Annotated in this window: 38 protein-coding genes; 36 read left to right on the top strand and 2 right to left on the bottom strand. The window is 54.3% G+C overall.

What is annotated here, in order from left to right:
- Positions 1-40 precede the first annotated feature (40 nt).
- The 13 genes from AC0KVN_RS03945 (at position 41) to AC0KVN_RS03885 (ending at position 7,585) form a co-directional block, all read left to right on the top strand.
- Positions 41-1,522: a DEAD/DEAH box helicase family protein gene (locus AC0KVN_RS03945; protein ID WP_483655830.1), complete on the top strand. Its 1,482-nt coding sequence runs from the start codon at positions 41-43 to the stop codon at positions 1,520-1,522.
- Positions 1,523-1,636: 114 nt separating this feature from the next.
- On the top strand, positions 1,637-1,960 hold the full coding sequence (locus AC0KVN_RS03940) for a hypothetical protein (RefSeq protein ID WP_483655829.1): 324 nt from the start codon (positions 1,637-1,639) through the stop codon (positions 1,958-1,960).
- 48 nt (positions 1,961-2,008) lie between these two features.
- Complete coding sequence (locus AC0KVN_RS03935; RefSeq protein WP_483655828.1) at positions 2,009-2,302, top strand: hypothetical protein; 294 nt, start codon at positions 2,009-2,011, stop codon at positions 2,300-2,302.
- Positions 2,286-2,795, top strand: coding sequence for a hypothetical protein (locus AC0KVN_RS03930; RefSeq protein ID WP_483655827.1), 510 nt, complete (start codon positions 2,286-2,288; stop codon positions 2,793-2,795). Before AC0KVN_RS03935 ends, AC0KVN_RS03930 begins: the two co-directional genes overlap by 17 nt.
- Positions 2,796-2,938: 143 nt before the next feature.
- On the top strand, positions 2,939-3,403 hold the full coding sequence (locus AC0KVN_RS03925) for a hypothetical protein (protein WP_483655826.1): 465 nt from the start codon (positions 2,939-2,941) through the stop codon (positions 3,401-3,403).
- A 9-nt stretch (positions 3,404-3,412) separates the two neighbouring features.
- On the top strand, positions 3,413-4,006 hold the full coding sequence (locus AC0KVN_RS03920; RefSeq protein ID WP_483655825.1) for a hypothetical protein: 594 nt from the start codon (positions 3,413-3,415) through the stop codon (positions 4,004-4,006).
- 3 nt (positions 4,007-4,009) lie between these two features.
- Positions 4,010-4,477, top strand: a complete 468-nt coding sequence (locus AC0KVN_RS03915) for a hypothetical protein (RefSeq protein WP_483655824.1) — start codon at positions 4,010-4,012, stop codon at positions 4,475-4,477.
- A gap of 159 nt (positions 4,478-4,636) precedes the next feature.
- A complete protein-coding gene (locus AC0KVN_RS03910) occupies positions 4,637-5,146 on the top strand; it encodes a hypothetical protein (RefSeq protein WP_483655823.1) in 510 nt (169 codons plus the stop codon).
- Positions 5,085-5,816: a hypothetical protein gene (locus tag AC0KVN_RS03905; RefSeq protein ID WP_483655822.1), complete on the top strand. Its 732-nt coding sequence runs from the start codon at positions 5,085-5,087 to the stop codon at positions 5,814-5,816. The genes AC0KVN_RS03910 and AC0KVN_RS03905 overlap by 62 nt, the downstream gene beginning before the upstream one ends.
- Positions 5,816-6,088 carry a hypothetical protein gene (locus tag AC0KVN_RS03900; protein ID WP_483655821.1) on the top strand — a complete coding sequence of 91 codons (273 nt, stop codon included), beginning with the start codon at positions 5,816-5,818 and terminating at the stop codon, positions 6,086-6,088. The genes AC0KVN_RS03905 and AC0KVN_RS03900 overlap by 1 nt, the downstream gene beginning before the upstream one ends.
- A gap of 1 nt (position 6,089) precedes the next feature.
- Entirely contained in the window at positions 6,090-6,590 is a 501-nt protein-coding gene (locus tag AC0KVN_RS03895; protein ID WP_483655820.1) for a hypothetical protein, read from the top strand.
- Positions 6,574-7,194, top strand: a complete 621-nt coding sequence (locus AC0KVN_RS03890; protein ID WP_483655819.1) for a hypothetical protein — start codon at positions 6,574-6,576, stop codon at positions 7,192-7,194. Before AC0KVN_RS03895 ends, AC0KVN_RS03890 begins: the two co-directional genes overlap by 17 nt.
- Positions 7,175-7,585 carry a hypothetical protein gene (locus AC0KVN_RS03885; protein ID WP_483655818.1) on the top strand — a complete coding sequence of 137 codons (411 nt, stop codon included), beginning with the start codon at positions 7,175-7,177 and terminating at the stop codon, positions 7,583-7,585. Before AC0KVN_RS03890 ends, AC0KVN_RS03885 begins: the two co-directional genes overlap by 20 nt.
- On the opposite strand, the gene AC0KVN_RS03880 is transcribed toward AC0KVN_RS03885, so the two are convergent.
- Positions 7,582-7,983: a hypothetical protein gene (locus AC0KVN_RS03880; protein WP_483655817.1), complete on the bottom strand. Its 402-nt coding sequence runs from the start codon at positions 7,981-7,983 to the stop codon at positions 7,582-7,584. The genes AC0KVN_RS03885 and AC0KVN_RS03880 overlap by 4 nt on opposite strands.
- A 182-nt stretch (positions 7,984-8,165) precedes the next feature.
- Here AC0KVN_RS03880 and AC0KVN_RS03875 point away from each other — a divergent pair, with 182 nt between their 5' ends.
- The 23 genes from AC0KVN_RS03875 (at position 8,166) to AC0KVN_RS03765 (ending at position 25,488) form a co-directional block, all read left to right on the top strand.
- The gene (locus AC0KVN_RS03875; protein ID WP_483655816.1) at positions 8,166-8,867 is read left to right on the top strand and encodes a hypothetical protein; all 702 of its coding nucleotides are present in this window, start codon (positions 8,166-8,168) and stop codon (positions 8,865-8,867) included.
- A 65-nt stretch (positions 8,868-8,932) separates the two neighbouring features.
- Entirely contained in the window at positions 8,933-10,021 is a 1,089-nt protein-coding gene (locus AC0KVN_RS03870; RefSeq protein ID WP_483655815.1) for a hypothetical protein, read from the top strand.
- A gap of 29 nt (positions 10,022-10,050) precedes the next feature.
- Positions 10,051-11,475 carry a DnaB-like helicase C-terminal domain-containing protein gene (locus tag AC0KVN_RS03865; protein ID WP_483655814.1) on the top strand — a complete coding sequence of 475 codons (1,425 nt, stop codon included), beginning with the start codon at positions 10,051-10,053 and terminating at the stop codon, positions 11,473-11,475.
- A gap of 43 nt (positions 11,476-11,518) precedes the next feature.
- Positions 11,519-12,661: a hypothetical protein gene (locus AC0KVN_RS03860; RefSeq protein ID WP_483655813.1), complete on the top strand. Its 1,143-nt coding sequence runs from the start codon at positions 11,519-11,521 to the stop codon at positions 12,659-12,661.
- Positions 12,662-12,664: 3 nt separating this feature from the next.
- Entirely contained in the window at positions 12,665-13,024 is a 360-nt protein-coding gene (locus AC0KVN_RS03855) for a hypothetical protein (protein ID WP_483655812.1), read from the top strand.
- Positions 13,025-13,106: 82 nt separating this feature from the next.
- A complete protein-coding gene (locus AC0KVN_RS03850; RefSeq protein WP_483655811.1) occupies positions 13,107-13,286 on the top strand; it encodes a hypothetical protein in 180 nt (59 codons plus the stop codon).
- Positions 13,283-14,563: a hypothetical protein gene (locus AC0KVN_RS03845; protein WP_483655810.1), complete on the top strand. Its 1,281-nt coding sequence runs from the start codon at positions 13,283-13,285 to the stop codon at positions 14,561-14,563. The genes AC0KVN_RS03850 and AC0KVN_RS03845 overlap by 4 nt, the downstream gene beginning before the upstream one ends.
- A complete protein-coding gene (locus AC0KVN_RS03840) occupies positions 14,560-15,393 on the top strand; it encodes a hypothetical protein (protein ID WP_483655809.1) in 834 nt (277 codons plus the stop codon). Before AC0KVN_RS03845 ends, AC0KVN_RS03840 begins: the two co-directional genes overlap by 4 nt.
- A gap of 58 nt (positions 15,394-15,451) precedes the next feature.
- Entirely contained in the window at positions 15,452-15,589 is a 138-nt protein-coding gene (locus AC0KVN_RS03835) for a hypothetical protein (protein WP_483655808.1), read from the top strand.
- Positions 15,555-15,731, top strand: coding sequence for a hypothetical protein (locus tag AC0KVN_RS03830; RefSeq protein WP_483655807.1), 177 nt, complete (start codon positions 15,555-15,557; stop codon positions 15,729-15,731). Before AC0KVN_RS03835 ends, AC0KVN_RS03830 begins: the two co-directional genes overlap by 35 nt.
- A gap of 17 nt (positions 15,732-15,748) precedes the next feature.
- A complete protein-coding gene (locus tag AC0KVN_RS03825; protein ID WP_483655806.1) occupies positions 15,749-16,435 on the top strand; it encodes a hypothetical protein in 687 nt (228 codons plus the stop codon).
- A 110-nt stretch (positions 16,436-16,545) separates the two neighbouring features.
- On the top strand, positions 16,546-16,767 hold the full coding sequence (locus AC0KVN_RS03820; protein ID WP_483655805.1) for a hypothetical protein: 222 nt from the start codon (positions 16,546-16,548) through the stop codon (positions 16,765-16,767).
- Complete coding sequence (locus tag AC0KVN_RS03815) at positions 16,767-17,651, top strand: hypothetical protein (RefSeq protein WP_483655804.1); 885 nt, start codon at positions 16,767-16,769, stop codon at positions 17,649-17,651. The genes AC0KVN_RS03820 and AC0KVN_RS03815 overlap by 1 nt, the downstream gene beginning before the upstream one ends.
- Positions 17,652-17,707: 56 nt before the next feature.
- A complete protein-coding gene (locus tag AC0KVN_RS03810) occupies positions 17,708-17,989 on the top strand; it encodes a hypothetical protein (RefSeq protein WP_483655803.1) in 282 nt (93 codons plus the stop codon).
- Positions 17,986-18,705, top strand: a complete 720-nt coding sequence (locus AC0KVN_RS03805) for a hypothetical protein (protein ID WP_483655802.1) — start codon at positions 17,986-17,988, stop codon at positions 18,703-18,705. The genes AC0KVN_RS03810 and AC0KVN_RS03805 overlap by 4 nt, the downstream gene beginning before the upstream one ends.
- Positions 18,706-18,720: 15 nt before the next feature.
- Positions 18,721-19,086, top strand: a complete 366-nt coding sequence (locus AC0KVN_RS03800; protein WP_483655801.1) for a hypothetical protein — start codon at positions 18,721-18,723, stop codon at positions 19,084-19,086.
- A gap of 53 nt (positions 19,087-19,139) precedes the next feature.
- Positions 19,140-19,820, top strand: a complete 681-nt coding sequence (locus AC0KVN_RS03795; protein ID WP_483655800.1) for a hypothetical protein — start codon at positions 19,140-19,142, stop codon at positions 19,818-19,820.
- Positions 19,821-19,889: 69 nt separating this feature from the next.
- Entirely contained in the window at positions 19,890-20,543 is a 654-nt protein-coding gene (locus AC0KVN_RS03790; protein ID WP_483655799.1) for a hypothetical protein, read from the top strand.
- Positions 20,540-20,986 (top strand): hypothetical protein, encoded by a 447-nt coding sequence (locus AC0KVN_RS03785; RefSeq protein ID WP_483655798.1) that lies wholly within the window; start codon positions 20,540-20,542, stop codon positions 20,984-20,986. The genes AC0KVN_RS03790 and AC0KVN_RS03785 overlap by 4 nt, the downstream gene beginning before the upstream one ends.
- Positions 20,987-21,025: 39 nt before the next feature.
- The gene (locus AC0KVN_RS03780) at positions 21,026-23,353 is read left to right on the top strand and encodes a ribonucleoside-diphosphate reductase subunit alpha (protein WP_483655797.1); all 2,328 of its coding nucleotides are present in this window, start codon (positions 21,026-21,028) and stop codon (positions 23,351-23,353) included.
- Positions 23,354-23,439: 86 nt separating this feature from the next.
- Positions 23,440-24,507, top strand: a complete 1,068-nt coding sequence (locus AC0KVN_RS03775; protein ID WP_483655796.1) for a ribonucleotide-diphosphate reductase subunit beta — start codon at positions 23,440-23,442, stop codon at positions 24,505-24,507.
- A 50-nt stretch (positions 24,508-24,557) separates the two neighbouring features.
- Positions 24,558-24,812, top strand: a complete 255-nt coding sequence (locus tag AC0KVN_RS03770) for a glutaredoxin domain-containing protein (RefSeq protein ID WP_483655795.1) — start codon at positions 24,558-24,560, stop codon at positions 24,810-24,812.
- A gap of 145 nt (positions 24,813-24,957) precedes the next feature.
- On the top strand, positions 24,958-25,488 hold the full coding sequence (locus AC0KVN_RS03765; RefSeq protein WP_483655794.1) for a 3'-5' exonuclease: 531 nt from the start codon (positions 24,958-24,960) through the stop codon (positions 25,486-25,488).
- Here AC0KVN_RS03765 and AC0KVN_RS03760 read toward each other — a convergent pair.
- Complete coding sequence (locus AC0KVN_RS03760; RefSeq protein ID WP_483655793.1) at positions 25,485-26,144, bottom strand: S1 family peptidase; 660 nt, start codon at positions 26,142-26,144, stop codon at positions 25,485-25,487. The two genes, AC0KVN_RS03765 and AC0KVN_RS03760, sit on opposite strands and share 4 nt — an antisense overlap.
- Positions 26,145-26,188 lie beyond the last annotated feature (44 nt).

Here is a 26,188-nt window from a genome sequence, read left to right as displayed (position 1 = left end):
AAGGGGAATTGTCCCCCAGTATTTGAGCGCAACAAATTTAATGAAGACGACCAAGCTGGTCATTGAAGACCAAGTAAATTGCCGTTTCTACGATCTGGACCCGGAAACCCGTCGAGCTATCGTGAATGAATTGAGCTTTCTGCTCCCGTATGCCCGACATGTCCCTGCTTTCAAAATGGGGCGTTGGGACGGTAAAGTTTCATTCGCGACTGTCGGCGGCGGGACCTATATCAATCTTCTCGATCGAATTCTGCCTATTGTTGATGCGGCAGGTTATCAGATTGAATTGGTCGACCAGCGTAATCACGTCGACATCGACCTGCCTGAGATCGATGAGAATTACCTGTCGGACTTCACATGGCCCGCCAAGCATCGTCTGGCCGGTGAACCGATCATTCTTGCTGACCATCAGGTCCGCGCGATCAATGCCTATTCCTACGCCGACAATCACCAGTCGATCCAGTCGATCAGCACCAGCGCGGGCAAGACGATCATCACGGCTGCGTTGGCCAAGCTGGTTGGCGAGAGCACGGGTAAGCGAACGCTGACGATCGTGCCGTCGAAATCGCTGGTTAAGCAGACCTACGCGGATTTCAAGCTCGTCGGCCTCGATGTCGGCATGTTCTTTGGTGATGAGAAGGAATGGGGGCACCAGCACGTTGTCGCGACGTGGCAGTCCCTGTCTGTTTTCGTCAAGAAGGATCGTCGCAAGCAGGTCGTCGTCGACGCCAGTTTCGCTGATTTCATCAAGGATATGATCGCGGTAGTGGTCGACGAATGTCACTCGGCCAAGGCGGTTGAACTGCGCGCGTTGCTGGATGATCCGCGTGGCTGTGCCCACTTCCCTCTTCGGTGGGGGATGACCGGCACGGTTCCCAAGGAGCCGTTCGAATATCTGGCCATCTTTGGTGTTCTGGGGCCGGTGGTCAATTCGATCACTGCGCGCGAACTGCAAGACAAGCAGATCATGTCTGAATGCCACGTCACGATCATGCAGACCGATGATAGTGATCAGGCATTCAAGGAATATGCGCAGGCCTACAAATATCTCACCACAGATGAGGTGCGCATTCAGTGGCTCGCCGAATATGTGATGGAATTGCAGAAGACCGGCAACGTCCTGCTGCTCTACGATCGATATGCGACCTGCGACATTCTCAAGGAGATTATTCCCGATCTCTATGTCGTCAACGGGGAGATGAAGCTGGACAAGCGCGAAGCCATCTATGGTTTGTTCAGCGACGACACCAAGATGATCTGTGCGGCGACCTATGGCGTCGCGGCGGTCGGTGTCAACATTCCGGCACTGCATCACGTCGTCCTGTTGGAGGCGGGGAAGTCATTTACGCGCAGTATCCAGTCGGTTGGGCGTGGTCTGCGGCGGACGGCAATCAAGGTGTATGTCGACATTCACGACATCTGCTCGAACAACAAATTTTCTGCCCGCCACTTGCGCGATCGAAAGAAATATTATGAGGAGGCGCAATACCCCTACACGATCAAGAAGGTGAAATACCGCTGATTGACGAAGTTGGCGTAGAGGCGTATTTTCTCATCACCACATAATTTGATATCCGGCCGGCTCCATACTCTTGAAACCGGCCGGAATGATTTTATCTGACGATGAGGCCATTCGATGTTTGGTGGAAAAGTGATCACCTATTTCCGCAACCCAAAGCAACCATCACCTCATATTCGCGCGGTCGTGCCCGTTGTGGATCAGCGTCTCTTCCACGTCTTGATCAGACACAGTCCGGAAGGGGATTTCACTTTCTCCAAGGCCAAATATGGCTTCGGGTGGGTTGGCGACAAGGCGATAGATGAAAATGAGGCTCGGCGTTGTGCCCCTGATCTCGTCTCCAAGGCTTACGAAATCCAGCAGCATTATGAGCGTAATGGCCAACCGATGGCTTTGCGGCCGGAGCATCGGGCGCGTCTTCAAAAGCATGGAATAGGATAGATGGTCGAACATAGATCACACATACGACAAGGGCAGAACGACACACTGTTGGACGAATTGCGTGCCGTCTTGACCGATGAAGTGACTTCCATCCAGCATCAGGAATATTGGGGCGATGCCCCGCCCGTCGCGACAGCGGTCGATCGCGTGATGGTTCAGGCTGCCCTCATGGTGTCGCAGCAGGAAGCTGCGCAAATGGAGGCCGTGTTGTTGGCGATCGCGGATATGGCCGACAACGGCCAGTCAGACGGGGCTCTTGAGAATATATCTTTTCTTGCTCGCAATATCGTATCCGGGAACGGATTTGATAGAGCGAGACTGAACTATGATCGACTTCGATGATTTTCTGGGTGGACTTTTTGGTAGCGGGAAGAAGCCCCGTTTCAGCAATGGTGATATAACTGGTGGCGCAACATGGACCACCAGCAGCAAAACGTCTCGTGTCGAGACTACCACGGATGACGGTGAGCCTTTCACAGTCGAGGTGAATGGTGCGCGCCACACCGGCCGCAATCATATCGTGATCACGGGTAATACCGTCATCATCGACGGGCAGAAAATCTCGGTCGACAAGAGCCCCTCAACGATCGAACTTGTGGTCGTTGAGGGCAAAATCAACAACCTCATTGCGCTGGCCGATGTTCACGCTGGTGATGTTGGCTCTGCGTCCATCAGCGGTGATGCGACCGTCGGGGACGTTCGGGAGCTTCGGAACGTGATGGGCGACCTCACCGCCGAGACCATTAAGGGCGATGCCCGCGCAATGGGTGATGTCACTGCCGGGGTAATCCATGGTAAAGTGAAGGCCATGGGCGACGTCAACATCGGAAAATGATGTAATATCACGAATAATTTGCGATGAATGGAATACTTCATCGCAAATTAAATTGCGTTCACCACTTCAAATTGTCTATTGTTACTTCATAATATTTGGAGTGACAAGTGCTAATTTTGACCGAACACAATAGATCGTTCGATATGACTATAGTTCCAGATGAAGTCGACGATCTCAATTATTGTGTATTGGATTATTCCAACCCCGATGATGTCGACTTTGTCTTCCTACCGCTGGTCTATCTGGACTCCTTTTCCCGGCCTGCTGCTGACCTCCGCATAGGCAAGCATCGCCTTCAAATGCCGCTGGATTGGTCGATCGTTATCGCGGACAAAAATCTCGGGAACGTCGAGATCATCGAACTGAGCCAGCTAAACGATCGCGATTTCGATATTTTCGGTTTTAACCCGATCACAAGCACGATGCCACAATTCCACGACATCCTCATCGAGGACACGTTCCCAGACATCCAGTGGTATATGCCAAAGTTGGCCAACGGGCATCTATTGGCAGTCCCCCTTACCGGCGGCGACAATCCCACCTGCGCTTTCTTCGTCAGGGACACGAACAAGCTCCCGGACAGCCTCGATATCACAAAACTTATTTGAAAGAGAGATATGACAGACGAAACGAATGATCCAGTGTCAGAAGCCGAAGCGGCACGGACCGCCGCGCTGACCAAAATGATGACAGCAAAATGGGCTGCGTATTTTGCTTCCAAGATCGAAGCTGAAATGACCGATGCCGGGAAGGCTGAACCGCGCGGAACACCGATCCTCGACGACCGCAATGTCGATCTCCTCAATAAACTTTTTGGCGGTGAAAACCTCACTGAGGACGAAATTGCCACACTTGAACGGCTGCGGGAGCCTTACACGCCGGATATGAGTGTTTTGATTGATGCAGTGCGTGAACCTGATGCGGATGGAGAGGAAATTATTCCTCTGAGGGAAGTCCCTGTCCTTCCCCTCACCACGGATATCACGCCTACCGGCATCGACGCCGACAAATTCGCGGAATACTCCGTCCAGATCAACGGTGATGCCGCTATTTTGGGGCAGGTGACCAACGCGACTACCATCGTGTCGAACATGTCCAATGCATTTGGTGAGTTGCACGCCCGCGTAAATCGACTGGAGTGCCTATCTCTGGTGGGAATTGTCAGCGATGTCGTCCTCGTGGGGCTCCTCGCGGTATCGTTGTGGAAGTAAGCCATGAGCGACGATAGCAAACCCACAATCGATCCGGGTGAAATCCTGATCAGCGGTTCCGAGACACTGGCAAGCTGGCGGACTGGTTCGGACGCAACCACGATCAGTGGCGGCACGATCGCGACCAACAAAATCAGCAACGGAACGCTTTATGTGAGCGGCGCAAGCATCCCATTGGGTCAATGGGTGGACAGCACCGATGATAGCTTGGTTGCAGCCAAGAACGCGGCCGAAGCGGCGCAAAGCTCTGCTACCAAGGCCTATACGACAGCGCTGAATGCCGAGTTGGCAGCCGTGCAGGCTCAAAATGAGGCAGTGGCGGCTATGGCTATGGCTACCAAGGTTCGCGATGACGCCAACGACGGTTTCGCCGAATTCCAGCGCAAGGGGCGCAACCTGCTCTATGTGCTTGTCGGGGCGATCCTGTTCGACGTCGGTATAGCGGCGATGTTCTGGTCACTTCATACCTGATACTCGACAAGACCCCGGAGGTATTTTCGCCTCCGGGGCCTTGGAGCAACCTAAGCGAGGGGAGAATTCGCTTGGAAATTGACCTTCGTTCTCTCCTCTATTTATCGTGCCGAGACAGTTAATTGAATCGGTATATTTCCCTTGGCAGCCAAGCTTGACATGTTCGACACGATGCGCCGCATCGATCGTCGTGAATTTGAATTCTATGATCGCCTCACCCCTGATGAAAAAAAGGGGTTCAGTATCCCGGTTTTCCTGCGCACCGCCAGCGCGGTCCAAGGTGATCCCGATATCCGGGACTGGTATATCCTCGCGATCAATGAACGGGCCAACCTTTACCACCCGGCGCTCAAGGATCACCCTGATCTGCAATATAAGCTGATGGCCAGTTGCGGCCTTGGGATGCCGCAGAACCATTACTGGATCAACATGCCCAAGCGCTTGCCCAAGGCCGACGCGCTGTTTGATTTCATCAAGGAGGAGTGGCCGGGCGCAAATGAACTCGAATGCAAGATTATCGTCAGACAAATTGACGAAGAAAAACTCATCTCTCTATGCCGGGAGGCCGGTGTAAATCAGGACAGATTGCAGGAGATCATTGAGGCATATGGCCGCTACACAAACAAAGAGCCCACCAAGCCCAAAAAGAAGGGCAAAAAGCGAGCCTGATTTTCAGTGCCAATTCTGCAAGAAAGTCTTCAAGTCTGATGCCAACGTAGCCCGCCATCGTTGCAAGAAGAAGGATCGATGGATTGATCGTGAGTTGGCTCATGTTCGCACTTCGTTCGCGGTCTATGAGATGTTCTTCAAGTTCAACTATGGCCGAGGCGTCACATACGATCACTTCATGAATAGCACCCATTACACGCTGTTCGTGAAATTCGGCCAGTATATTCACGACGTGAATGCAGTGGAGCCTCTGGAATTTGCAAGGTTCGTGATCGAGAAGGGGGCTGGTCTTCCGATCACGAAATGGCCAACCGATGCGGTTTATGAAGTGTATCTGAGGCAGCGAATTTCGCGCGAAAGCCCAGACGTCGCGACCGAACGATCGATCCGGCTAATGGAGCAGTGGGCGGAAGAATATGAAGAGGTCTGGGTCGATTTCTTTCGGAATGTCCCCGCTACCTTGGCCACCCACTATATTCGGACTGGCAGATTGTCGCCTCTGCTCCTCTACATCACCGATAGCGGTCAGGAACTGTTGATGCGGTTTTCGGATGAGCAAATAAACATGATGTCGGAATTTATAGACCCGACCCTATGGAAGCGGCGTATAAAGATGAACAAAGCAGACATCGATGGTCTGACCAATATTTTGAAAGAAGCTGGATTGTAATGTCGGATGATATTTACTCTCGCATGTATGCGAGAGATGAGAACGAACCGGAGGTGATCGCGGAAGCGACCGTCATCAAGGAACGCGCCGAAGATCAAGGGCACCAGCGTGCCATCACGCGTCTCCGTGATGATCTGGACAAGCTGCAAGCGGCGTTCAAGCGCCTGACGACTGAGAACAAGGCTCTCGCTCAGCGTGTTCTGAACCTTGAGCGCGCATATGTCGCAGTCAATCGCGAACTCGACCACAAAATCGATAGGCGGGGGGATTGATATGACCCTCGATACAGTGACTGTGATCCGGCAGGATTTCGAGAATGCCCGGTTGATTTCAACGACCTTCTCTCAGGAGGATCGTGAATATCACGCAACGATGTGGCACGACGGCGATCGCCTTCTGGACGACCTTCAGACTGTCGACCTGTTCAAGGGCTGCACGCGCTGGTGTGATCTCAAGCCCATCCACTATCGTCACCTGATGATGCGAAGCGTCGAGCATACGGTCGGCCTGCGGCTCGACGAACTCAGCGATGGTGCCAACCCATATGTGCGAAGCCTCAACTTCGTCACACTGGGTTTCCTGCGTAGTTTGGAAGAGGCATCTGGTATGCAGATCGAATTGATGCGTATCCATCGCACTGGCCCGAACGAGGTCAGTTATGTGATCACGTCATCGATTTCGCCTGCCTTGGCCTCTCTCGTGACGGATCAACAGCCCGAGCAACCAAAGACCCCCAATTTCCGGATCGTCGTTGATAATGACAAGGATAGCTGACACCGACATTGACATCGATTTCTACAGCCGGGACGTGGCGTTGGCGCATATCCAGCATGTGCCCGCCATGATGGTGCAGAAGGATGAGCGCGTGCGTCATGCGTCGGGGATTTATCTCCAGAACGTCCCGGTCGATCCGGTCAATGGCTATTGTGCGTTCCCTTACAAGGAAGCGGGCGCGCTGGGATATTTCAAGATCGATTTCCTCAACAACAGCCTCTACGAGGGTGTTCGGGATGAAGCGCATCTGCGCGATCTCATGGATCGTGAGCCGCCTTGGGAGTTTCTGACGGAACGCGCGATCGTCAGTCAGCTTCACCATATCCACAACCATTTCGGAATTGTGCGCGCAATCTCGCCTCGCTCGATCATCGATCTGGCGGTCGTCATTTCGCTCATCCGGCCGGGCAAGAAACATCTGGCCTTCAAAACCCGCGCAGAAATAGACGCCGATATATGGACGCCCATTCCCGGTGATTATGTGTTCAAGAAGGCGCACGCAATCGCCTATGCCACCGCGATCGTCGTCCAGCTAAATCTCTTGTGCGAGAAGGCTGAGGCGTCTCTGTCAGGCGAGGAGGCGGATGATGTCTTCTCGTTCTGAGGTGGGCCAATCGAAGCGCAAAGGGGTATATTGGCTCACCAGAACCTACTATCCACGGCCGCACTCCGATATGGAGGCGACTACCGATTACCTCCTTCCTCTATATGAGCATGAGAGAGGATTGGATAAAGGGCGGTTTGCGCGCTTTTCGCCGGAGCCACTGGGTGAGGGCTGTATAGTCGACCTTTCGGGTGCAGCCTGCGAAGCTGAGCGGGTCCATTTCATCGAGTTGATCATGGAATGGCTCGCGGATCAGGAATGCGACTGGCATATGACCATTCCGGCTTGGGACAAACTGGCGCTCGATGTCAGCCTGAGTGACCCGGAAGCTGCATTCGTGTTTGACCTTCGTTATGGCGGCGATGTGACCGAGACGCTGAGGGTTGGTTAACCGGGGAGCTTGCGAACCAGCGTAACGACCCGTTTGCGGACCCGGCGGGCCATGGCGTCAGCCAGACTGACTTCGTGCCCCGCCAATAGGTCGAATTCCTTTCTGGCAAACTGTCGCAGGCATCCTCGAAACATTCGGAAGCGGGGGTCTTTGATGAACATGTTGATTGGGATTTGGCGATTGGAATCCCACCACCATGTCTCTCCGAACTGGAGAAGCAGAAGCCGCATGTTCTCATCTTGGATGAGGTCAAGCACATACATTGACAGAAAACGGTTATCCGAATTCTGAATTATCCCAAGATAAGGCTGATCGCGGAGCGTTCCATACGAGAGGAACGGGAATTTTTCCAGAATTTCTGCGATCGCGGGGTCTATTTCTTTATTGTCATCGCTCACGTTGTTATTTATTATCAAATAAATGTAATAATTGTATTTGAAGAAAATAAACTTTAAGTGGGGCGGGTGCGGTGGCGTGATGGGAACGGGTTCGGAATAAATAGGACATGGCGGCCGTAACCCTCTTCACACTACCACAAGTCGTGACCTTTGTTATGGCTTCCAATCCTATGGGGGCAAACATGATTACCAGTTTTCATCACACTCGCTCCGATTTCAAGATTTTCTGGAATGTGCGTAACGACATCGACTTCCTGATCAAGGATTTCGATCGTCAGACCCAGTCAATCCCATCCACTCGTTCGTTCGAGATCGTTATTTCAAACGTGCGTAGCGGCGTTGTGTTGATGCGCAAGGCGCTCACGATCATGTCCGCTCCGCGTGGGCATATGCGCCTTAGCCTTTCAGTCGAAGAAGCGCTGTCACTCCCCATTGGCCACCTGTCCTACTGCGTCCTTTCGATCGAGGATGGCGAAGAAACCCTGCTTTACACTGACCGTGACCACGGACCCAGCGCGCGCCTTGAAGTGACATATGGCCCGGTGCCTGAAGCCACCCAACCCCTCACCATAGAGCGTGCAGCGTTTCTACCTGTAAATGGTGCGCTTGTGTCTGGCGCGCATAAGGGACCGGCCCAGATCGGTGGAAATGGCGTCCAGACCATTCAGATCACAGGTAACGACTATACCGGCGTGCTTACCATCGAAGGAAGCTTGGAAGAAGCTCCACCCACGACCGAACAGGAGTGGTTTGAAATTGATACGCTGGAAAGCGATCAGCTTAACGGAAATGCCAGCATTGATCTCAATGTGATGATCAACTGGATACGTTTTTCTCTCGTCGAACACAATGGCACGCTTTCCCGACTGATATATCGGGCATGAATTAAATTGATCGGCGGCCGATCGGCTCTCTATCTCTATTCATAGAGAAATTGAGGTCGAATGTTGTGTCGCTGATTACTGATCTTGCCCGTGAGGATTTCCTCTGGGATGCGATCGTCGAAAACATCCATAATTCGCGGCCAAGCCGCAGTGCAGATTTCAACGTCAATTGCCCCATGTGCGTCAAGCGTGGGGAACGGCGGCCAGATACGCGTCATCGCTGCGGGATCACCAAAATGCCGGATGGCTTCGCGGTCAATTGCTTCAACTGCAAATTCGTAACGCGTTGGAGCTACGGTGGGCTGATGTCGTCCAACCTCAGGGACTTCATGTCCGAACTTGGCGTGCCTGACCTCCAGCTTCGCCGGATGGCGCATCGCCTTCATGCAATCAGTCGCACGCTCAGCCAGAGTTCGGAAGCCTATGAGATCATCGGCGAGCGGTTCCTGCCTGATTTTAACGCCATGGCACTCCCGGCGGGCGCGCGTCCACTCCATGAGTGGGTCGCCGAAGGTTGCAGTGATCCTCTGTTTTTTCAGGCCGTCCAATATATCTACGGGCGCGGCACTGACATAGCCGAGGGGGCGACCTACTATTGGACGCCGATTGCGAATGCGACAAAGGCATCCGAGACTGGTTCTGATCGCATGAACGAGCGGATCATCATTCCCTTCTACTTCAAGGGACGGATTGTTGGTTACTCCGCGCGCGGGACGGCGGGCGACGTGCTCCCGAAATACTGGTCACGCATCCCAGCCGACTATATTTTCAACAATGAAGTGCTGGAGAAGCGCGAGCGAAAATATGCGTTCATCGTGGAAGGTCCGACCGACGCCATCGGCATTGGTGGTGCGGCCACCCTTGGTAGCAAGCTGTCGGAAAAGCAGGCGGCGTGGATCAAATCGTCGGGTCGGACGCCAATTTTGGTGAGCGATCGCGATCGCGCCGGGATGCTCAATATCGAACATGCACTTCGTCACGGTTGGGGCGTGGCATTCCCGCGATTGTCCAGCCATGGCTGGTGGGATTCTGACGTGAACGACTGTGGCAAAGCCGTAGAGAAATACGGAAAGCTGTATGTAATTCGCTCAATACTTGAAACCGTTACATTTGATAGCAAAGAAATTGAGGTTCGTCGTCGGCTGTTTGTATAGTTGAGCCACACGGACAATTTGGAGATTTGATGACCGACTCGAATATTGAGTACGGCGAAGAGACGCAGCGCGTCCTCTTGGCCTTCATGCTTAGTGACCCTGATCTTTATGCACGCTCTCGTGGTATCGTCAAAGACGTTTACTTCGATGATGCACTCCGCCCGGCTGTCCGCTATATTCAGGAATATAGCGACCAGTATTCTGCGCTTCCTTTGCCCTCGCAGGTGAAGGCGCAGACCAATGTTTCGATCGATCATCTGACCGATATCGCTGACGCGCATCATGCTTGGTATCTGGCCACGGTAGAGAAATTCTGTCGCTACCGCGCGATTGAGGATGTCGTGCTCGAAGGCCCCGAATTGCTGCGTAAGGGTGAGGCGGCCGAGATCGAGCGTCGCCTCAAGGATGCGATGATCATCAGCCTGACCAGCGATCTCGGCTCGGTCTATTTTGATGATCCGATGGCGCGTCTGGAGCGCATCAGGGACAAGAGCAATTTTGTCTCCACTGGTTGGGCTTCGATCGACAAACTGCTCAACGGTGGTTTCACGGCTGGATCGCTCAATATTTTCTGCGGCGGCTCTGGTTCGGGCAAGTCGCTGTGGATGCAAAATATTGCGTTGAACTGGGTAGAAGCCGGTAAAAACGTCGTCTACTTCACGCTGGAGCTTGCCGAAGACCTGACCGACGCGCGCGTCGACCAGATGGTAACGGGGATGTCCCGTCACGATATGCTGGTCAACATCGAAGAGACGGCCATGCGCATTCGCGCAAAGGGTCGCACCGATGGGATGGGCACGCTCACTACCAAGAAATATTCGGAATCGGGCACGACTGCGAATGATCTGCGTGCCTATATCAAGGAATATACGATCAAGCGGGGCTATGCCCCGGATGCAATCTGCGTCGACTATCTTGACCTCATGTATCCGAACAACGCGAAGGTCGACCCGTCGAACCTTTTCGTCAAGGACAAGTATGTTGCGGAAGAACTGCGTGCGATCGCGGGCGATCTGAAAATCCCGCTGGTCACTGCGTCGCAGCTTAACCGTGGTGCTGTGCAGGAAAGCGAGTTCGACCACAGCCATATCGCTGGCGGTATTTCGAAGATCAACACCGCTGACAACGTGTTCGCGATCCTCTTCAACAACACCATGCGTGAAGCAGGTCGTTATCAGCTTCAGTTCATCAAGACCCGATCGGCTGCCGCCGTGGGTATGCGGATCGACATGAAGTTCAACAAGGTCAGCCTTAGGATCGAGGATGGCGACAATGAAGAAGAGCGTCCGCGAGAAAACACCCCTCAGGCGCTTCGTGAAGAGTTGAAGAGCAAAACGGCATCGACTGTGGAGGTGGCGAAAAACGCGACCGTAGACGAAGAGCCATCATCATCGCCGATGCGAGCGAGCATGAAATCCCTGCTTGCGGACATCAAGAAGGGCAAGGCTTCCTGATACGGGAAGGGGCGGCGCAGCGCGTCGCCCCGATAAATAGTCAATGCTGACAGAAAACGCCCAGACACAAGCCGCATTCGAAGCGCTCGCTGACGCCATTATCTCCAACTATGGAACCCATGCGACGCAGGTCGTGATGAGCGCCGCTGAAAACTACAATCCGCTATGGGATGGGGAAGAATATATCGTCACCGGCGACAGTTTCGGTGGCACTCGGTTCGAGGCGATGGCCCCGTCGTTCAAGGGTAACGCGGCGTTGTCTCCGCTCAAGCTGTTCATCAAGGAAAATCCCTATCTGGATGTCCGGTTGCGGGCATCACAAGGTGCTGGTCGCATGGGTGGACAGGTCAACGGCCATTATCAAACTCGGCGGGCTGGTGACTATGTCTCCAAGGGTATCGTTCTTTTCACGCATTCTGATTATCCAGAAATCGCCGCAGCAGCGCTCGCTGGTAAAGCGTTTGAAGTGAAAATTGGTATCGAGCAGATTCTCAAAGAGCGCCGCAGCACGTTGGTCCATGAACTGGTGCATGCCTATGATGACTGGATTTCGAAGGGGAAATATCGAGTAAACAAGCGGTCGATAGCAGCCGATATGGCCAGTGCAACTCTGAACAAATATTCGGACGCGCAGGATAAGGAAGTGGCGTATGCATCCTATCTCAATAACCCGGTCGAGATCAATGCACGCTTTGCCCAGCGCGTTTCCGAAATACGGATGATCAGGGGCCGATCGTGGAAGGACTATTATTCGGAATTTCAGTGGGGGTTTGCAGGTTGGAAGAACCTGCCCAAAGCTGACAAGGAACGCCTTACAAAGCGTCTGGTTGTCATATGGGCGCGCGGACGGACGTCCCAGCGCAAAGATATTACCGGCCTAATTTGGCGTTTGGAAACGCAGATTGCGGAAACTTATGGCGTCCATCTGCATATGGACAGTTACGGAGAGACCGGGGCTATTCGCGTCGAACGAATTGAGCCCGGAAAAATGACGAAGCGTCAAGAAGCCCTAATTATCGATCGTATAACTTTGTTCGCTGATATGTGGAACCGGACGATCGCATTGGGAGAGGGCGTGTTCAGCAAGCCGTTGCTGACCCATTACGATTTCGTCCCCAACAAGGGGAACAAGCGCAACTTCCAATTCTCTACGGCCTATTATCGCATTTCACGGCGTGGGGGCTGAACCATGAACCTAAATAACCCTATGCAGCACGATTCAGATCAGATGCGGTCTTCGCAGATGCACGGCTTCATCCTCGCGAGTGAGGATTATGTCCGTTACCTGTCAGAAGTCGAAATGGAAATGGCAGTCCTCGAACGTCTTACCGAGAGCGACGATGCCGTCCCCCTGATGGAAGACCTGATGGTCGCCAATGTGCGTCATCCCGTGATGGACGATCTGCATGACGTTTGCCGCCGCCTCCGGGCCTACATGGAGAATGCGGGAGGCGAATATGCTCTTGGCGTTGAAACAGGAATGGAGCGCGCAGCCGAGATGATCGAGAATTTGATCAAGCGCCACGAGGTATCAAACATTGGACAATAAAATGCGCAGCCTGCTTCAAGGCCTGTCAGATTACACGCCTGCGCGGGCAAGCGATCGCGACCTGTTTATCGAGGGTCGCGCCATGTCGATCATCGCCAGCGTATCCCACCTGATCAAATTGTTCGAGGAACATTATGATGAGGAGACGGCCGCCGATCTCACCAAGCGGTTGTTCAACGCGGCCCGCTCTGGCGACGAGGAAAAATTCCGCCGCAAAATTCGTGTGATCCGCGAAAGCCGTCAGAAGGGGAGATTGAAATGAGCGATATCGACGAAATGCTGCGCCGGATGAACGATACCGGCTATTTCGGTCAGGTTGATGAGGGCTTCATCGACAACCTGATCAACCGCGTGAAAAATGGTGCGGACAACGTCCTTGCCAACAATTTCGGCAATGGCAAGGCGCAGGGGCGTCTGGAAGTGCGTCAGACCACGATGGCGCTCGACAAGGCACTGAAGCGCTGGATGGGCATCAACAACATCAAGACGCTCACTCAGCGTGACATGAACAATTTCTGGGCATCGATCGGCGTCAAGGTGCCGGATGCGTCGTCACCGGCACCGACCTCAAATGATCAAGGCAACGCCAAAGGCACTGCGGCATCTGCTTCGTCGTCGAGTGCTGCTGCCCCGCAGGGTGGCCAACCTGCCGCTGGAGCGGCACCCACAGCGTCCCCTGCAACACCGGCTCAGCCCGCTGCACCGGCGGCTCCTGCCCAAGGCGGCGAGCAGGCACAAGCAGCTACCGGTCCGCTTCCTCCACGTCTTGGTCGGACATTGGCCGCGATCAGCAAGCCCAACGTTCGCCCCAACGATCTGTCGGCGGTCGCCGACGGCATTGATCAGGTGATGGCTGCCTCGAAGCCGGAGACCAAGCAGGCGATCGTAGCAAAGCTGAAGGAAATCGAAGCTGCCAACCCCGGCCGTTTCGATGCGCATCCGAACCTGAAGAAGCTCGTCTCTGAAAGCGTTGCGCTCAATCGCCACAATCTGATGGATCAGATGATCGATCGCGATCTTTCCATCACCGAAATGATGAACGCCATTGACCAGATGGTCACCGAAGATTTCGATGATCTGGATGCGCCTCTGGACAAGGAAGAGATCAAGCAGCAGCTTTTGGCGGCAGCACGCCACGCGTTGAACGGTGGAACGCCGAGTGGGAATTCTGGTAACGCGGGTGGCAACAGCGGCGCTGGTGGCGCGTCAACCGGCGCTGAACCGGCTCCCCAGAGTGGTGATGAGGCCCCGGCTGCCGCATCTGCGCCAAAAGGGGAACAGGGGCAGGATCAGGACCAGTCGCTCCACGGCGTTCAGAGCCTGATGATCAATCACGCCAAATATGAGCAGGACCTGCGGCAGGCCGGTATCCATGACATCGATCGTGAGAACCTGCGTGAATTCATGACCAAGCATGGTGATCTCGACTCCGTGAAGGGCGGCACCGAATTGCACCAATCGAGCGTTCTGAAGACCGATCAGGCATATCGCATGCTGTTCGTGCTTCTGAAGATCATGAACAACCGGGGCAATCAGTGAAGCTGATTGGTGACCTTTGCGAGAGCGCGCTGTTTCCTACGCGCTTGCGGCTGTCGACGTTCACGGCCCGGCAACTGGCAGATTTGCTGCACCTCTATATCAGCGCGTTCGCAATTTTGCGGCGCTGTGACGTCTCTGAAAAATGGGCTGTGAAATACGCCAAGCATACGGCGCGTCATGGTGTGCCAACAAAATGGCGCAATGATGCGACCGATCTGGAACTGCTGGTCATTGCGCTCACCAGTGATGACATTGAATTGCGCGGGTCAGGGAGTGAGGTGCTCAGGAAAAAGATAACGCTGGATGAAAAGCTGCTCATCCAGTGGTTGCGCAGCGCCGGTTCATCGCACTTCGATAACAATTTGACCCGCCGCCTGTTCGCCAAGCTGGATATCGCTTTGAAGGTTGAGGATAGCAGCCTGCGTTCGATCCGCCGTTTGGCGCAAGATTGGGATCGCATTTCGGTGACCGAGGCGCAGTTGCTGGTGACCCGCATTCTCCAGAAACTGAGACATCTTGGACGTCGCGCTGAAATCCTGATCCCTTTGGAAACGCTTTCGGACCAATATGGCCTCGAACTGAGCGATGTCCGAAATAAGGAAGAAGAAGCAGTTGAAGAGAAGCCGAAGAGAAAAAGTATCCTTGCTTCGCTCACGGGTTTGGACATCAGCGAAACCAATCAGTATAATGATGCGGTAAATGAAGAGGCGACCGCTGGTGCTACTGCATCGACTGCGATCGCTCCGGTGGTCGGTTCGTTCCTGCCCATGCAGCGCAGGCCAGTCCCGTCCACCATTGTCAGTCAGAAATCGAAGAAGAAGCCTAAATAAGGCATATCTTCGGAGATTTTCTATGCGGTTAACTGACATTTTCGAGGGAACTGTTCCCGTGGCGACGATCTGGCGAAAGCGCGGAGATCGGCTGGAGCGCGGGCGCGTGTCAAAATTCCTGCCCAATCCGCAGGCGCTGACGACAATTGAAGTGACCGACAATGAGCAAGAAAAAGAAGAGAGTGAAGGCTCGTAATCCATTCGCCGACGCTATTCGCATGAACCCGATCTTTCGCGAGAAGAAGTGCAAGTCGGATGAGCAGAAAGCGGAGCATCGCGATGTTTGGAGCCGCAAGAGTAAATACAAAGGTGCAGTCATCGAAGTAGATGGCGATTGATTTTAGGAGCATATTTGATGGCTGATTACATGAACAACGACGGTTTCGATCTTGGTCGCCTGCGCAAGCTGGCTGGCTTCGGCGATGCGCCCGTCGACTCTGATCTGGCGCTGGATGCGCCGATGGTTGATTTTGATGAACCGACCGCTGACGCGTCGTTTGATGACGCGCCCGTCGCTGTTGATCCTGCGCTTGACGTCCACCACATGGATGGCGCGCTGGATGCCCCGGTCGCTGACCCTATCAGCATTGGTGAGCCGGAACTGGCTGGCCCGGTTGAGCAGGGCTCGCCGTGGGAAGATACGCTGCACCAGTTGGAGCAGCAGTTGAACGACATCCCGGTTGGTGATTTCAAGGCTGTGATCGACAGCCTGCGCCGTGTTGCCAATTATGCGGAAGATATCCGTCGTTCGCTGGTTACCGAGGGCAAGAAGAGCTTTCGCGACTATCTCAATGAAGTCGAGACCATCAAGCCGCAGGGTGCAAACGCTGGCTCGATGACGCTGGGTAACAACATGAATGACGCGGTCAAGGCGATTCATACTCGTATGGGCGGCAAGCCGCAGGATGCCCAGAAGGCACGTCAGACGTTCGATGCCCTTCGCAAGAATGGCGTCATCAAGCCCAAGGGCGCATCGTTCGAAATGGACGTGATGGATGATGATCAGTTCAATGACGAGATCAGCGCGCCGACCGTGCCCTGATCGTTGATTTGTGAGCAAAAACGAGAAGGCCCTTGGTAGTAATGCCGGGGGCCTTTAATTTTTCTAAGTAAGAAGAAAACAACCGATATAAATAACGGCGGGTAGATGAAATGAGATATTTTGAGATCAGCAGCGGCTTTCGTGTTCCGGTTTCGGAAGAAGAGCAAGGTCTTATCGACCTAGTTTCAGAAAATCCGGTGAACGCCTCAGATTTGGACCTCAGGGCGGGGCATATTGCCGAGCAGATGGTCAAGAAGGGGTTGTTCGTGAAAGTCGATCGCGATGGAGAAATCTATTTTGACGCCGATCGCATGGACCTTTGGAGATATTGATGAGCGTTTCGAGTAGTGACCACAATGCAATGAAGAATGTGCTTGAGACGCTTAACGGCATCTCTGGTATTGATCCGTTTGCGCTCGGTGCCGGGCAGGGTGGCGGAATGCCCATGGGCAATGACATGCCTTTGATGGGGAATTATGGTGGAAATGACATGTATGGCGGGTTCAACCCCGGCAGCTACGTCGATCCTACCACTGGTGAACCCATGATTATCGAAGCGGGGACCGAGGAGTTCTTCTCTTCCGGTGGCGGCTTTGGTGGCGGTGGCTTTGATGGTGGTTATAGCAGTGGCTACGGCGACACCCCTTATATGCCGCCAGTTACGGTCAGCGGAGAGTCTGCTGATGCCATGGCTGATATTCTGCGCAAATTCCGTTCAGCCGGTGGCACAGACGTGGTCAACGCTCTCACGAATGGCATGAACAATGTCGCTCATAGCCTCTACGATGACAGCCGGTCGATGCCGGAACTGCGCAATGCGATGCGGGTATCTCGCACACCGAATGGCACCCGGATGGGCAACTGGGAGATCACGGCTCTTTCGGAAGATGCCAAGCGGTTTGACATCAGCCATGTCCATAGCGGCGAGGTTATCGCCAAGGACCTGTACCTGTATGAGGCGGCAACGGCGATCGTTGAGCACCTCAATGAGGGACGCATGATCAATCACCCGGATGTTCAGCGCGTGCTGGCACTTGAAGTGGAATATGCCCGGAACGTCAACGACGCCGTTCACTTTAAGGCGGCGTGTGACAAGGCAATCATTCGGGGTGACGACTTCAAGCTCGACGTTGCCAAGGCTCGTTTCAGCGAGGCGAGAAATCGCGCTCTTTCGGCAAAGAAAACACTGAAGGAGCACCTCAGTCGTAACCGCTGAAATCTGTGCCAATCGTTTGGTCGCGCGTCATAAATAGTAAAAACTGCGCGGGACCAATGATGGAAACTCCAAAGGCAAATTATCTGAATAAAGCTCTCAAGGATCGGTTTGATCTTGAGTTGGATTTTACTTCGGATGTCGAGGCCCTGCGTGGGATCATGGAGCATTATGCCGACAAGCGTAATGCTCTTTTGGCTGAGGGTGGCGAGTGGGTCGTTCAGACCTGCCCGGAATACACCAAGGCCCTTCTCATCACAGAGGCGGTCCGCATGTTCCTTCGTGAAATTGCGCCCCGTCGGATGTCCAAACGGAAGAAAACCCAAGGGGAGAGCAAATGAAGAATATCAATGAAGGCGCGACCATCGAGGGTCTGGCCATGCTGATCGAATCCAGCATGGAGCGCGCAGAACTGGTGATGGCTTCGAAGTCCATCACTGACAAGCTTCAGGACATGGCGGAAACGCTGGCGAAGATCGAAGCATCAGATGTCATGCCGATGATGGATTCGATGAAGGAGAATTTCGGCCCGCAGGTTGCCCAGAATTTCGAAAGCGTCGTCACGCAGAAGCTGCGTGAACTGACGGAATCGCTGCGTCAGGCAAAGGATGCGATCGGCAACGAAATCCTGCGTATGGAAACGTCAGTGAATGGCGGTGATGCGTGCGATATGGGTATGGCTGACGTCATACCGCCTGCTGAACCTGCTGCGGATGCTCCGGCCGCCGATGCCGCTCCGGCTGATGCTGCTCCTGCGGCCAATGCCGGTGAAGCTGCTGACGATATTGAAGGCATGCCCACCGATGCCGAGATCGACGACATGTTTGCCGATGCTGATGGCCCGCCCGTTGGCCGTGTCCGCAAGGAAAGCGTTGAGCATGTAGGCTCGAATGCTCTGCGTGAAAGCGCCGATCCGGACCATCTGGTCCTTCGTTCGTTCGCTCGCGTTCTGCGCGAAGGTCATAGCGCCACCAAGGCCGCGAATGCGGTTGCGGCATTCTATGGCATTGACGTGGGTGACGTCGTCGACATCGTCCGCGACAGCCGCAAGGCTTGATAGGGAGGGTGAGAAATGTTGCTTTGTGAGCTTTTTGATAACAGCGGCGGATCGTTGATGCGAGACCTGCGCAAAACCGTTCTCGACTTTCTCACCCCCAAAGCGGCCCACAAGGTTGACTATGTGACGGTCTCATCGCTGTTGGATTACCTCAAGGACCAGAACTCGGGCGTGACCATGGACCGTGCCATGATCATGGACCTGTGTGACCCCAATCGTCTCCCGATGGTCAAGAAAATCGAGGGGAATCTGATCTATCTTACCGATCCGATTGCCGATGGCGAAGATCGCGCGGTCGATGCGGAAGAGGCCGAAGCTGATGCCGAACATGTTACCGGCATGGCATCAAAGCATGCAAAAGATGCTTTGAAGAAAAAGTAAATTGCTGTTCGTGGTCCGGTCTCATTATCTGAATGTCAGATTTGAGACCGGACATGATTTTAAACAAGAAATTTGAATATCCAGACGTCGAACAAGTGACGCTCGAAAGCGGCTTCCGTTACTATGTCTGTCCCGAGACGTCTGCGCATATGGCCAGCGTCACAACTATTCTCGATGCCACCGCCGACAAGACTGCGCTTCTGGAATGGAAGGAGCGGGTAGGGGAGGCACGCGCCAAGCGCGAAAGCGAATTCGCCACCGATCTGGGCTCCCTCATGCATACCCATGTCGAGTGTTTTATCGAGGGTTTGCCGCGCCCGACCGCCTTCACGCCACCACGCAAGACCGCAAAGGAAATGGCCGATCTCATCATCGAAAACGGACTGCCGTTCGTTGATGAAGTGTGGGGAATTGAGACGCGCCTCTTCGTCCCCGGTCTATTTGCCGGAACGACCGACCTTGTGGGTGTTTATAAAGGCAAGCCCGCCGTCATCGATCACAAAAGCTCCAAGAAGCCCAAGCCGAGGGCGCAGATCGTCGACTATCGCGATCAGCTTGCCGCCTACATTATCGCTCATAATGAACGCTATGGAACGGATATCCAGACCGGCGTCATTTTCATGGGTTGCCGCAATGGTGAGTTCAAGGCCTACGAGTTCGATGAAGAAGAAATTCGCATTGGTCGAAAATCATTTATTGATCGCGTTGAGCTATATTACGCAAAATGTGCCTGAAGAGTCTTTTGATACTTTAAGCTGAGCCTCGTTGGGGCATCTAAATACACGACAATTTCAGGCAGTAACATGGTCACCAATCAGTATAGCATCATCATCCTGCGGGATGACAATGAGGCCGATCTCCCCGGCGCTCCGATTACGCTTTCCCCCCTCACATATGAGCCCGGTCTCGATCCGGGCGAGCCTGTGTTCACCAAGGACACCGGGCGCATGTTTGTCGGGCATACCCCGACGGTGGGACAGAAGAATTTCCGGCGCACGTCGTTCCCCTTCCAGAATATTGAAGTGTTGACTGAAAACAGCACCGAGCTTCTGGGCGATATGGTGGGCGGCCTGCTGAAGGAAGCAGACGGCAAGTCCTTCTACAAGACCGTGCTCCCCTCGTCCTCGACCCTGACGCCGGTGACGGTCCCCATGCAGGATGACGCGGCCTATACCTATCGCCTGAACAATCCGCAGTCCCTGTGCGCGTTCGTCGACTATGCTGCGTTTGACTCGGCCCAGAAGCCGGTTCGTATGGGTCGTCTACGCATTTTGCAGGGGACGGGTAACGCGACGCCGGTGTGCGCCGATGATGGGACCAATCTGGGCGCTGCTCAGCTTTCCTTTTCCGCTACCGAAACCGGACCGACCGGCGGCCGATATGTCGTGATCAACTATCGCTACACCGGTGCTGGTGATCTGACGCTTCGTTTCCGCGTCACTAGGCCCACGGTATGAACCCGTTCCTGATGACGCCCGATGAGCGTCTGGCGGACTGGAAGGTCTTCCGCAATGGTCTCAAGGCCATGGATCGCCGTGAGCAGCTTCAGGCTGTTGCCACCTATTGGGCGCAGGCACCGCTCATGAAGATGGCATATGACGTGTTCGAACTCGATGACATCCCCGGACCATGGGAACTGGTTTCGGATGGTGACTGGTGCCGTGACACGGTGGCCGTGGGGATGGAGTTCACACTCCGTCTGGCCGGATGGCGCGCGGAGGACATGACGCTCATGTTCATTCGTGATTACGAGATTTCAGAACAAATGCTCGTATTGAAAATAGACACTGGAGAAGTGCTTAACTACAGTGTTGGTCAAGTAATCGACTTTCCTGAAACGCGACACGATGTGCTACTTCGGTGGCGGTATAATGGACGCACTTATAAGTCTGAAAACTGATTTAAATAGAACCCAATTTGAAAACTTTAGAGGTATTTGATGTCGCGAATTAGTGTTGTTAAACGTGATGGGAGAAAGGACGAATTCAAGCTAGAGAACATCCAGACGCAGATCGCTCGTGCATGCGAAGGCATTGCAGAGGTTTCTCCGTCGACGATCGAACTGGCTGCCCGTATTCAGTTCCACGATGGTATGACCACCGAGACGATCGATCGTCTCTTGCTTCGGGCAATGGTCGATCTGATTGACGTCGTTGGTAATCCCGACACCGGCAACACCAATTATCAGTATGTGGCTGGCAAGCAGCGCCTGCGCATGCTGCGCAAGGACGTTTATGGCTCCTATGCGCCGATGCGCCTGTATGATCTGGTCAAGCTCAATGTCGAGCGTCGCGCTTATACGACCGAACTGCTCGACTGGTACACCGAAGAGGAATGGGACGCGATCGACGCGTTTATCGACCATTCGAAGGATGAACTTTATTCCTATTCGGCACTGACCCAGCTTATCGAGAAGTATCTGGTGCAGAACCGCGCCACCGGTGCGATTTTCGAAACCCCGCAGGTTCGCTATGCGGTGGCGGCAGCGACGGCCTTCCACATGGAGAAGGAAAACCGTCTCCGCTACGTTCGCGAATATTATGAAGCAGCCAGTGATGGCATGTTCACGCTCGCCACGCCGGTGCTTGCAGGTCTGGGAACGCCCACGAAGCAGTTTTCCTCGTGCGTCCTCATTTCGGCCGACGACACACTGGAGAGCATTTTCGCGTCCGGTGAGATGATGGCCAACTATGCGGCCAAGCGCGCTGGTATCGGCTTTGAGTTCGGCCGCATGCGTGGTCTGGGCGCTGCCATCCGTGGCGGCGAGATCAAGCATACGGGCCTGCTGCCGTTCCTGAAGAAGTGGTTCGGCGATCTGCGTAGCTGCTCGCAAGGTGGTATCCGAAACGCATCGGCGACGATGAACCTGCCAATCTGGCATATCCAGTTCGATGACTTCATCGTCATGAAGAACAATCAGGGCACCGAAGAAACGCGCGTCCGTCATCTCGACTATTGCGTCATTCTCAATGCGCTGTTCTGGCGTCGTTTCAAGCAGAAGCGCGATATCACGTTCTTCGATCCTTCCGAGGTCCCGGAGATGCACAAGGCGTTCTACGAGGACACCAAGGAATTCATCCGCCTCTATGAGGAAAATGAGAAGCGCACCGATCTGACCAAGAAGGTGGTGCCTGCTGAAACGGTGATGAAGGAATGGCTGCTCAAGGAGCGTTCCGATACCGGCCGTATCTACATTCTCAACATCGACAATGTGATCAAGCAGACGCCGTTTGATGTCACGATCGACCCGATCGTCCAGACGAACCTGTGCTGCGAAATCCTGCTGCCGACGAAGCCTTTCCAGCGGATCGAAGACCCCAATGGTCGCATCGCACTCTGCACTCTGGGTTCGCTCAACTGGGGCAAGGCGCGCAAGCCGGAAGATATGCGCAAGGGTGCTCGCATTCTGGTCCGTGCGCTGTCGAACCTGCTGTCCTATCAGGATTTCCTGTCGATCCAGTCCAAGCTGGCGAACGAAGAATATGAGCCGCTCGGTATCGGTGTCACCAATCTGGCCTACTGGCACGCCAAGCGCAAGCTGCGCTACGGCACGCCGGAATCGCTGGCTGAGGTCAAGCGCTGGATGGAGCATCAGGCATTCTACCTGACCGAAGCCAGTGCCGATCTGGCGGCCGAGAAGGGAGCGTGCGGCAAGTCGCACCTGACCTCCTATGGCAAGGGCGTATTCCCGTGGGAGAAGCGTGCAGACGGCGTCAATGACCTTGTCGACTTCACCCCGGAACTCGATTGGGAAGGTCTGCGCGAGAAGGTCAAGACCACGGGCATCAAGAATGCCACCCTCATGGCTGTCGCGCCGGTTGAATCTTCGTCGGTGGTTATCGATTCCACCAATGGCATCGAAATGCCGATGGCTCTGGTTTCGACCAAGGAGTCCAAGGCCGGTTCGCTGACGCAGGTAGTCCCGGAATATGCAAAATATGGCAAGCACTACCAGTTGATGTGGGAGCAGCCCGACTGCATCGACTATCTGAAGGTGGCCAGCGTCATCAATGCATATTGCGATCAGTCGATCAGTGCGAATACATGGTATTCGCCGCGTTATTTCCCCGATGGCAAGATCGACGTCACTGTGGTGGCCAGCAACCTGATGATGGCCCACTATTGGGGCATGCAGACGCACTATTACAATCTGACTGAAAAGTCGGCCGCCAAGGCAGACGAGGAAGTGAGCAGCGAAGAAGGTGCGCCACTGGCAGCCATCGACTTCTTCGAGGACGATGAAGATTGCTTGGCCTGCAAGCTCTGATCGATTGAATTTGAGACATTTGATTTTTAGGTGATAATTTGAAAAGTTACGATTTCAGCAAGGTTCCCAATTATACGGAACGTCAGATGTTTCTCGATCCCGCTGGACCTGTCACGGTCCAGCGCTTCGAGGAATTGGCCTACCCCAAGCTCCAGAAGTTCGAGCGCATCGCGCGTGGCTTCTTCTGGGACCCGGAAGAGATCAGCCTCGTTGGCGACAAGGCCGACATGAAGAAGGCGGATGAGGCGACCGCATGGGCTTTCACCAAGACGATCCTTCGCCAGACGGCGCTGGACTCACTTCAAGGGCGCGCGCCCGCGCAGGTCTTCACCCCGGTATGCTCTGTTCCGGAAATGGAATTGATCGCGTCGAACTGGTCGTTCTATGAATCGAACATCCATTCGGCCAGCTACAGTCATATCATCCGCAACATTTACAACGTCCCCAAGGACCAGTTCAACTCGCTGCATGATATCCAGCCCATCATCGACATGGCGGCTGGCGTTGGTCGCTATTATGACGACCTGCACAATATCAATTGCCGCGTGGCGCTGATCGAGGCGGGTGAGAAGGGCATCCGGCCGGTAACCGAGAAGGAGCACATCAAGGCGATCTGGATGGCTCTCAACGCCTCCTATGCGCTGGAATGCATCCGCTTCCTGTCCTCGTTCCTCATCTCGCTGGGGATGAAGGAAAACCGCATTTTCATGGGCAACGGCAACATCATCGAACTGATCCTTCAGGACGAACTGCTGCACACCGACTGGACCGCCTACCTGATCAATCAGGTGGTCAAGGATGATCCGCGTTTCGCAGAGGCCAAGGTTGAGTGCGCGGCCGAGGTCTACCAGATGTATCTTGAAGTGATTCAGGAGGAAAAGGACTGGGCTCCTTATGTCTTCCAGAAGGGACCGGTTGTCGGCCTCAACACCAGCATCGCGCACCAGTTCATTGATTGGCGTGCAACGACCTGTCTGAAGGACATCGGCATCAAGTATGTCGAGAATCCGGTCAAGAGCAATCCGGCGACGTGGTTCAACAAATACCTCAACACGTCGTCGATTCAGGTCGCTCTTCAGGAAGCAGAAAACCGTGATTATGTCCTGAACGTTCTCACGACCGACGTTCGTCACGACGAACTGCCTGATATTTGATTTCACACTGGAGCCCCTGATATCAGGGGCTCCCATTTTAGAGAGACATTATGAAGATTGAAATTTACAGTAAGCCAGCGTGCGGCTTTTGCGTGCGAGCCAAGATGCTCGCGGAGAGCAAGGGCCTTGAATACACTGAAATCAACATCATGGGTGGTTCGGACGAAGAGAACGATGCAGCACGCACCGCTCTGATCGAGCGCGTGACCGCAGCCGGGGCAGAGGCGCGCACTATGCCGCAGATTTTCGTCGACGATGCCTATGTTGGCGGCTTCGTGCAGTTCGAAGCCTTTCTGAAGGCTTGAGGACGATGCCGCCGAAAGCAACCCCTCCGGTGATCCGGCGCATAATGCCGTCAAACATCGATCCGGATGTGCATTCGGCGGCTCTACCTGATAACCCCATGAGCCCGGCATGTTTGCGAATACGATTTTATGAGAGCAATTTGAAATGAGTTCCAATCGCTTTGTTCACTTTATCGATTTCGAGGCATCCAGCCTCTCACAGGATTCCTATCCCATCGAAGCTGGTTGGGCTCGCCTCGATCTCGATACCGGTGTGATCAAGAGCGGTGGCATGCTGATCAAACCGCATGTGTCGTGGACGGATTGGAACCCGGTTTCTGAGAGCATTCATGGCATTCCCCGCCGCACGGTAGAGGAAGACGGTCTTCGTCCTCAGGAGGTCGCTAAGCGCCTCAATGAGGAGCTTTCAGGGCAAGTCGTTCTGTGTGACGGCGGGGACTATGATGCTCACTGGAAATCGCGCCTTTATGAGGCGGCAGGGATGGAGGCGTCGTGGAGGCTGACATCCTATACCCAGACCCTGCTCGTTCGCCGTATCATGGATGAGGGCGGCCAAGGCGGGCAGAGTGGACTGTGGCAACGGGCAATGGAGCGGTTCAAGGCTCCGCGCCCGCATCGAGCGGAAGCCGATGTCATTGCGTTGGCCGAATTGTTCAGGGATGCTCCCGACCTTTAACGGCAGAGAGTGGTGTCCTTGAGTTCGCGCGAATAAGCGGTCGTGTTGTTGAGGTTGGTCGCATTGACGATCCCAACGATGCGACCGCTCAGGTCCACGATCGGGCCGCCGCTCATGCCGGGATAGACCGCACCCTGAAGCGTGCGCATACTGTGGAACGTCTTTCCCGTTTTGGTCTCCAATGTGTTGGTCGAAATAGGACCAGCCACCAGCAGATTGGCGATGAAGCGACCACCCGGATAGCCCACCGCGATATAGGGCTTGCCGATCCGGAACCCGTCACAATCCAACAGATAATAGTCGCTCTTGTAAGTGTCGGCGTGGAGCACGGCAAAGTCGAGGTCGCGATCGTAGGCGATCACGCGGGCCGGGCGTCCCTTTACCATGCAATTGGCCTTGGGCTGCTCGCGCTCATCCGCCACGACGTGGAATGCGGTGATCATCTTGCCATCCCCGACCACTTCAGCAGTGCCTGTCATGTTTCCGCAGATGACCTGTGATATCGATTTGAGGTTCAGAAGATAGAGGTTGGCCGTGGGGCCGTTCGCGACGTCATAAACCGGCGTTTCGGTAACAGGAGGGCGCATGGGTGTGATGCCAAACGCAATCAGCCCCAGAAGAGCGAAGAGAGCTACAATCTTTTTCCAAGCTTTCATCGGGAGACACCAAGTCGAATGACGTGGTATTTATTCGCCGACGG

Source organism: Sphingobium sp. SG1 (assembly GCF_057063145.1).
This window is presented reverse-complemented; position numbering and strand designations above follow the sequence as displayed.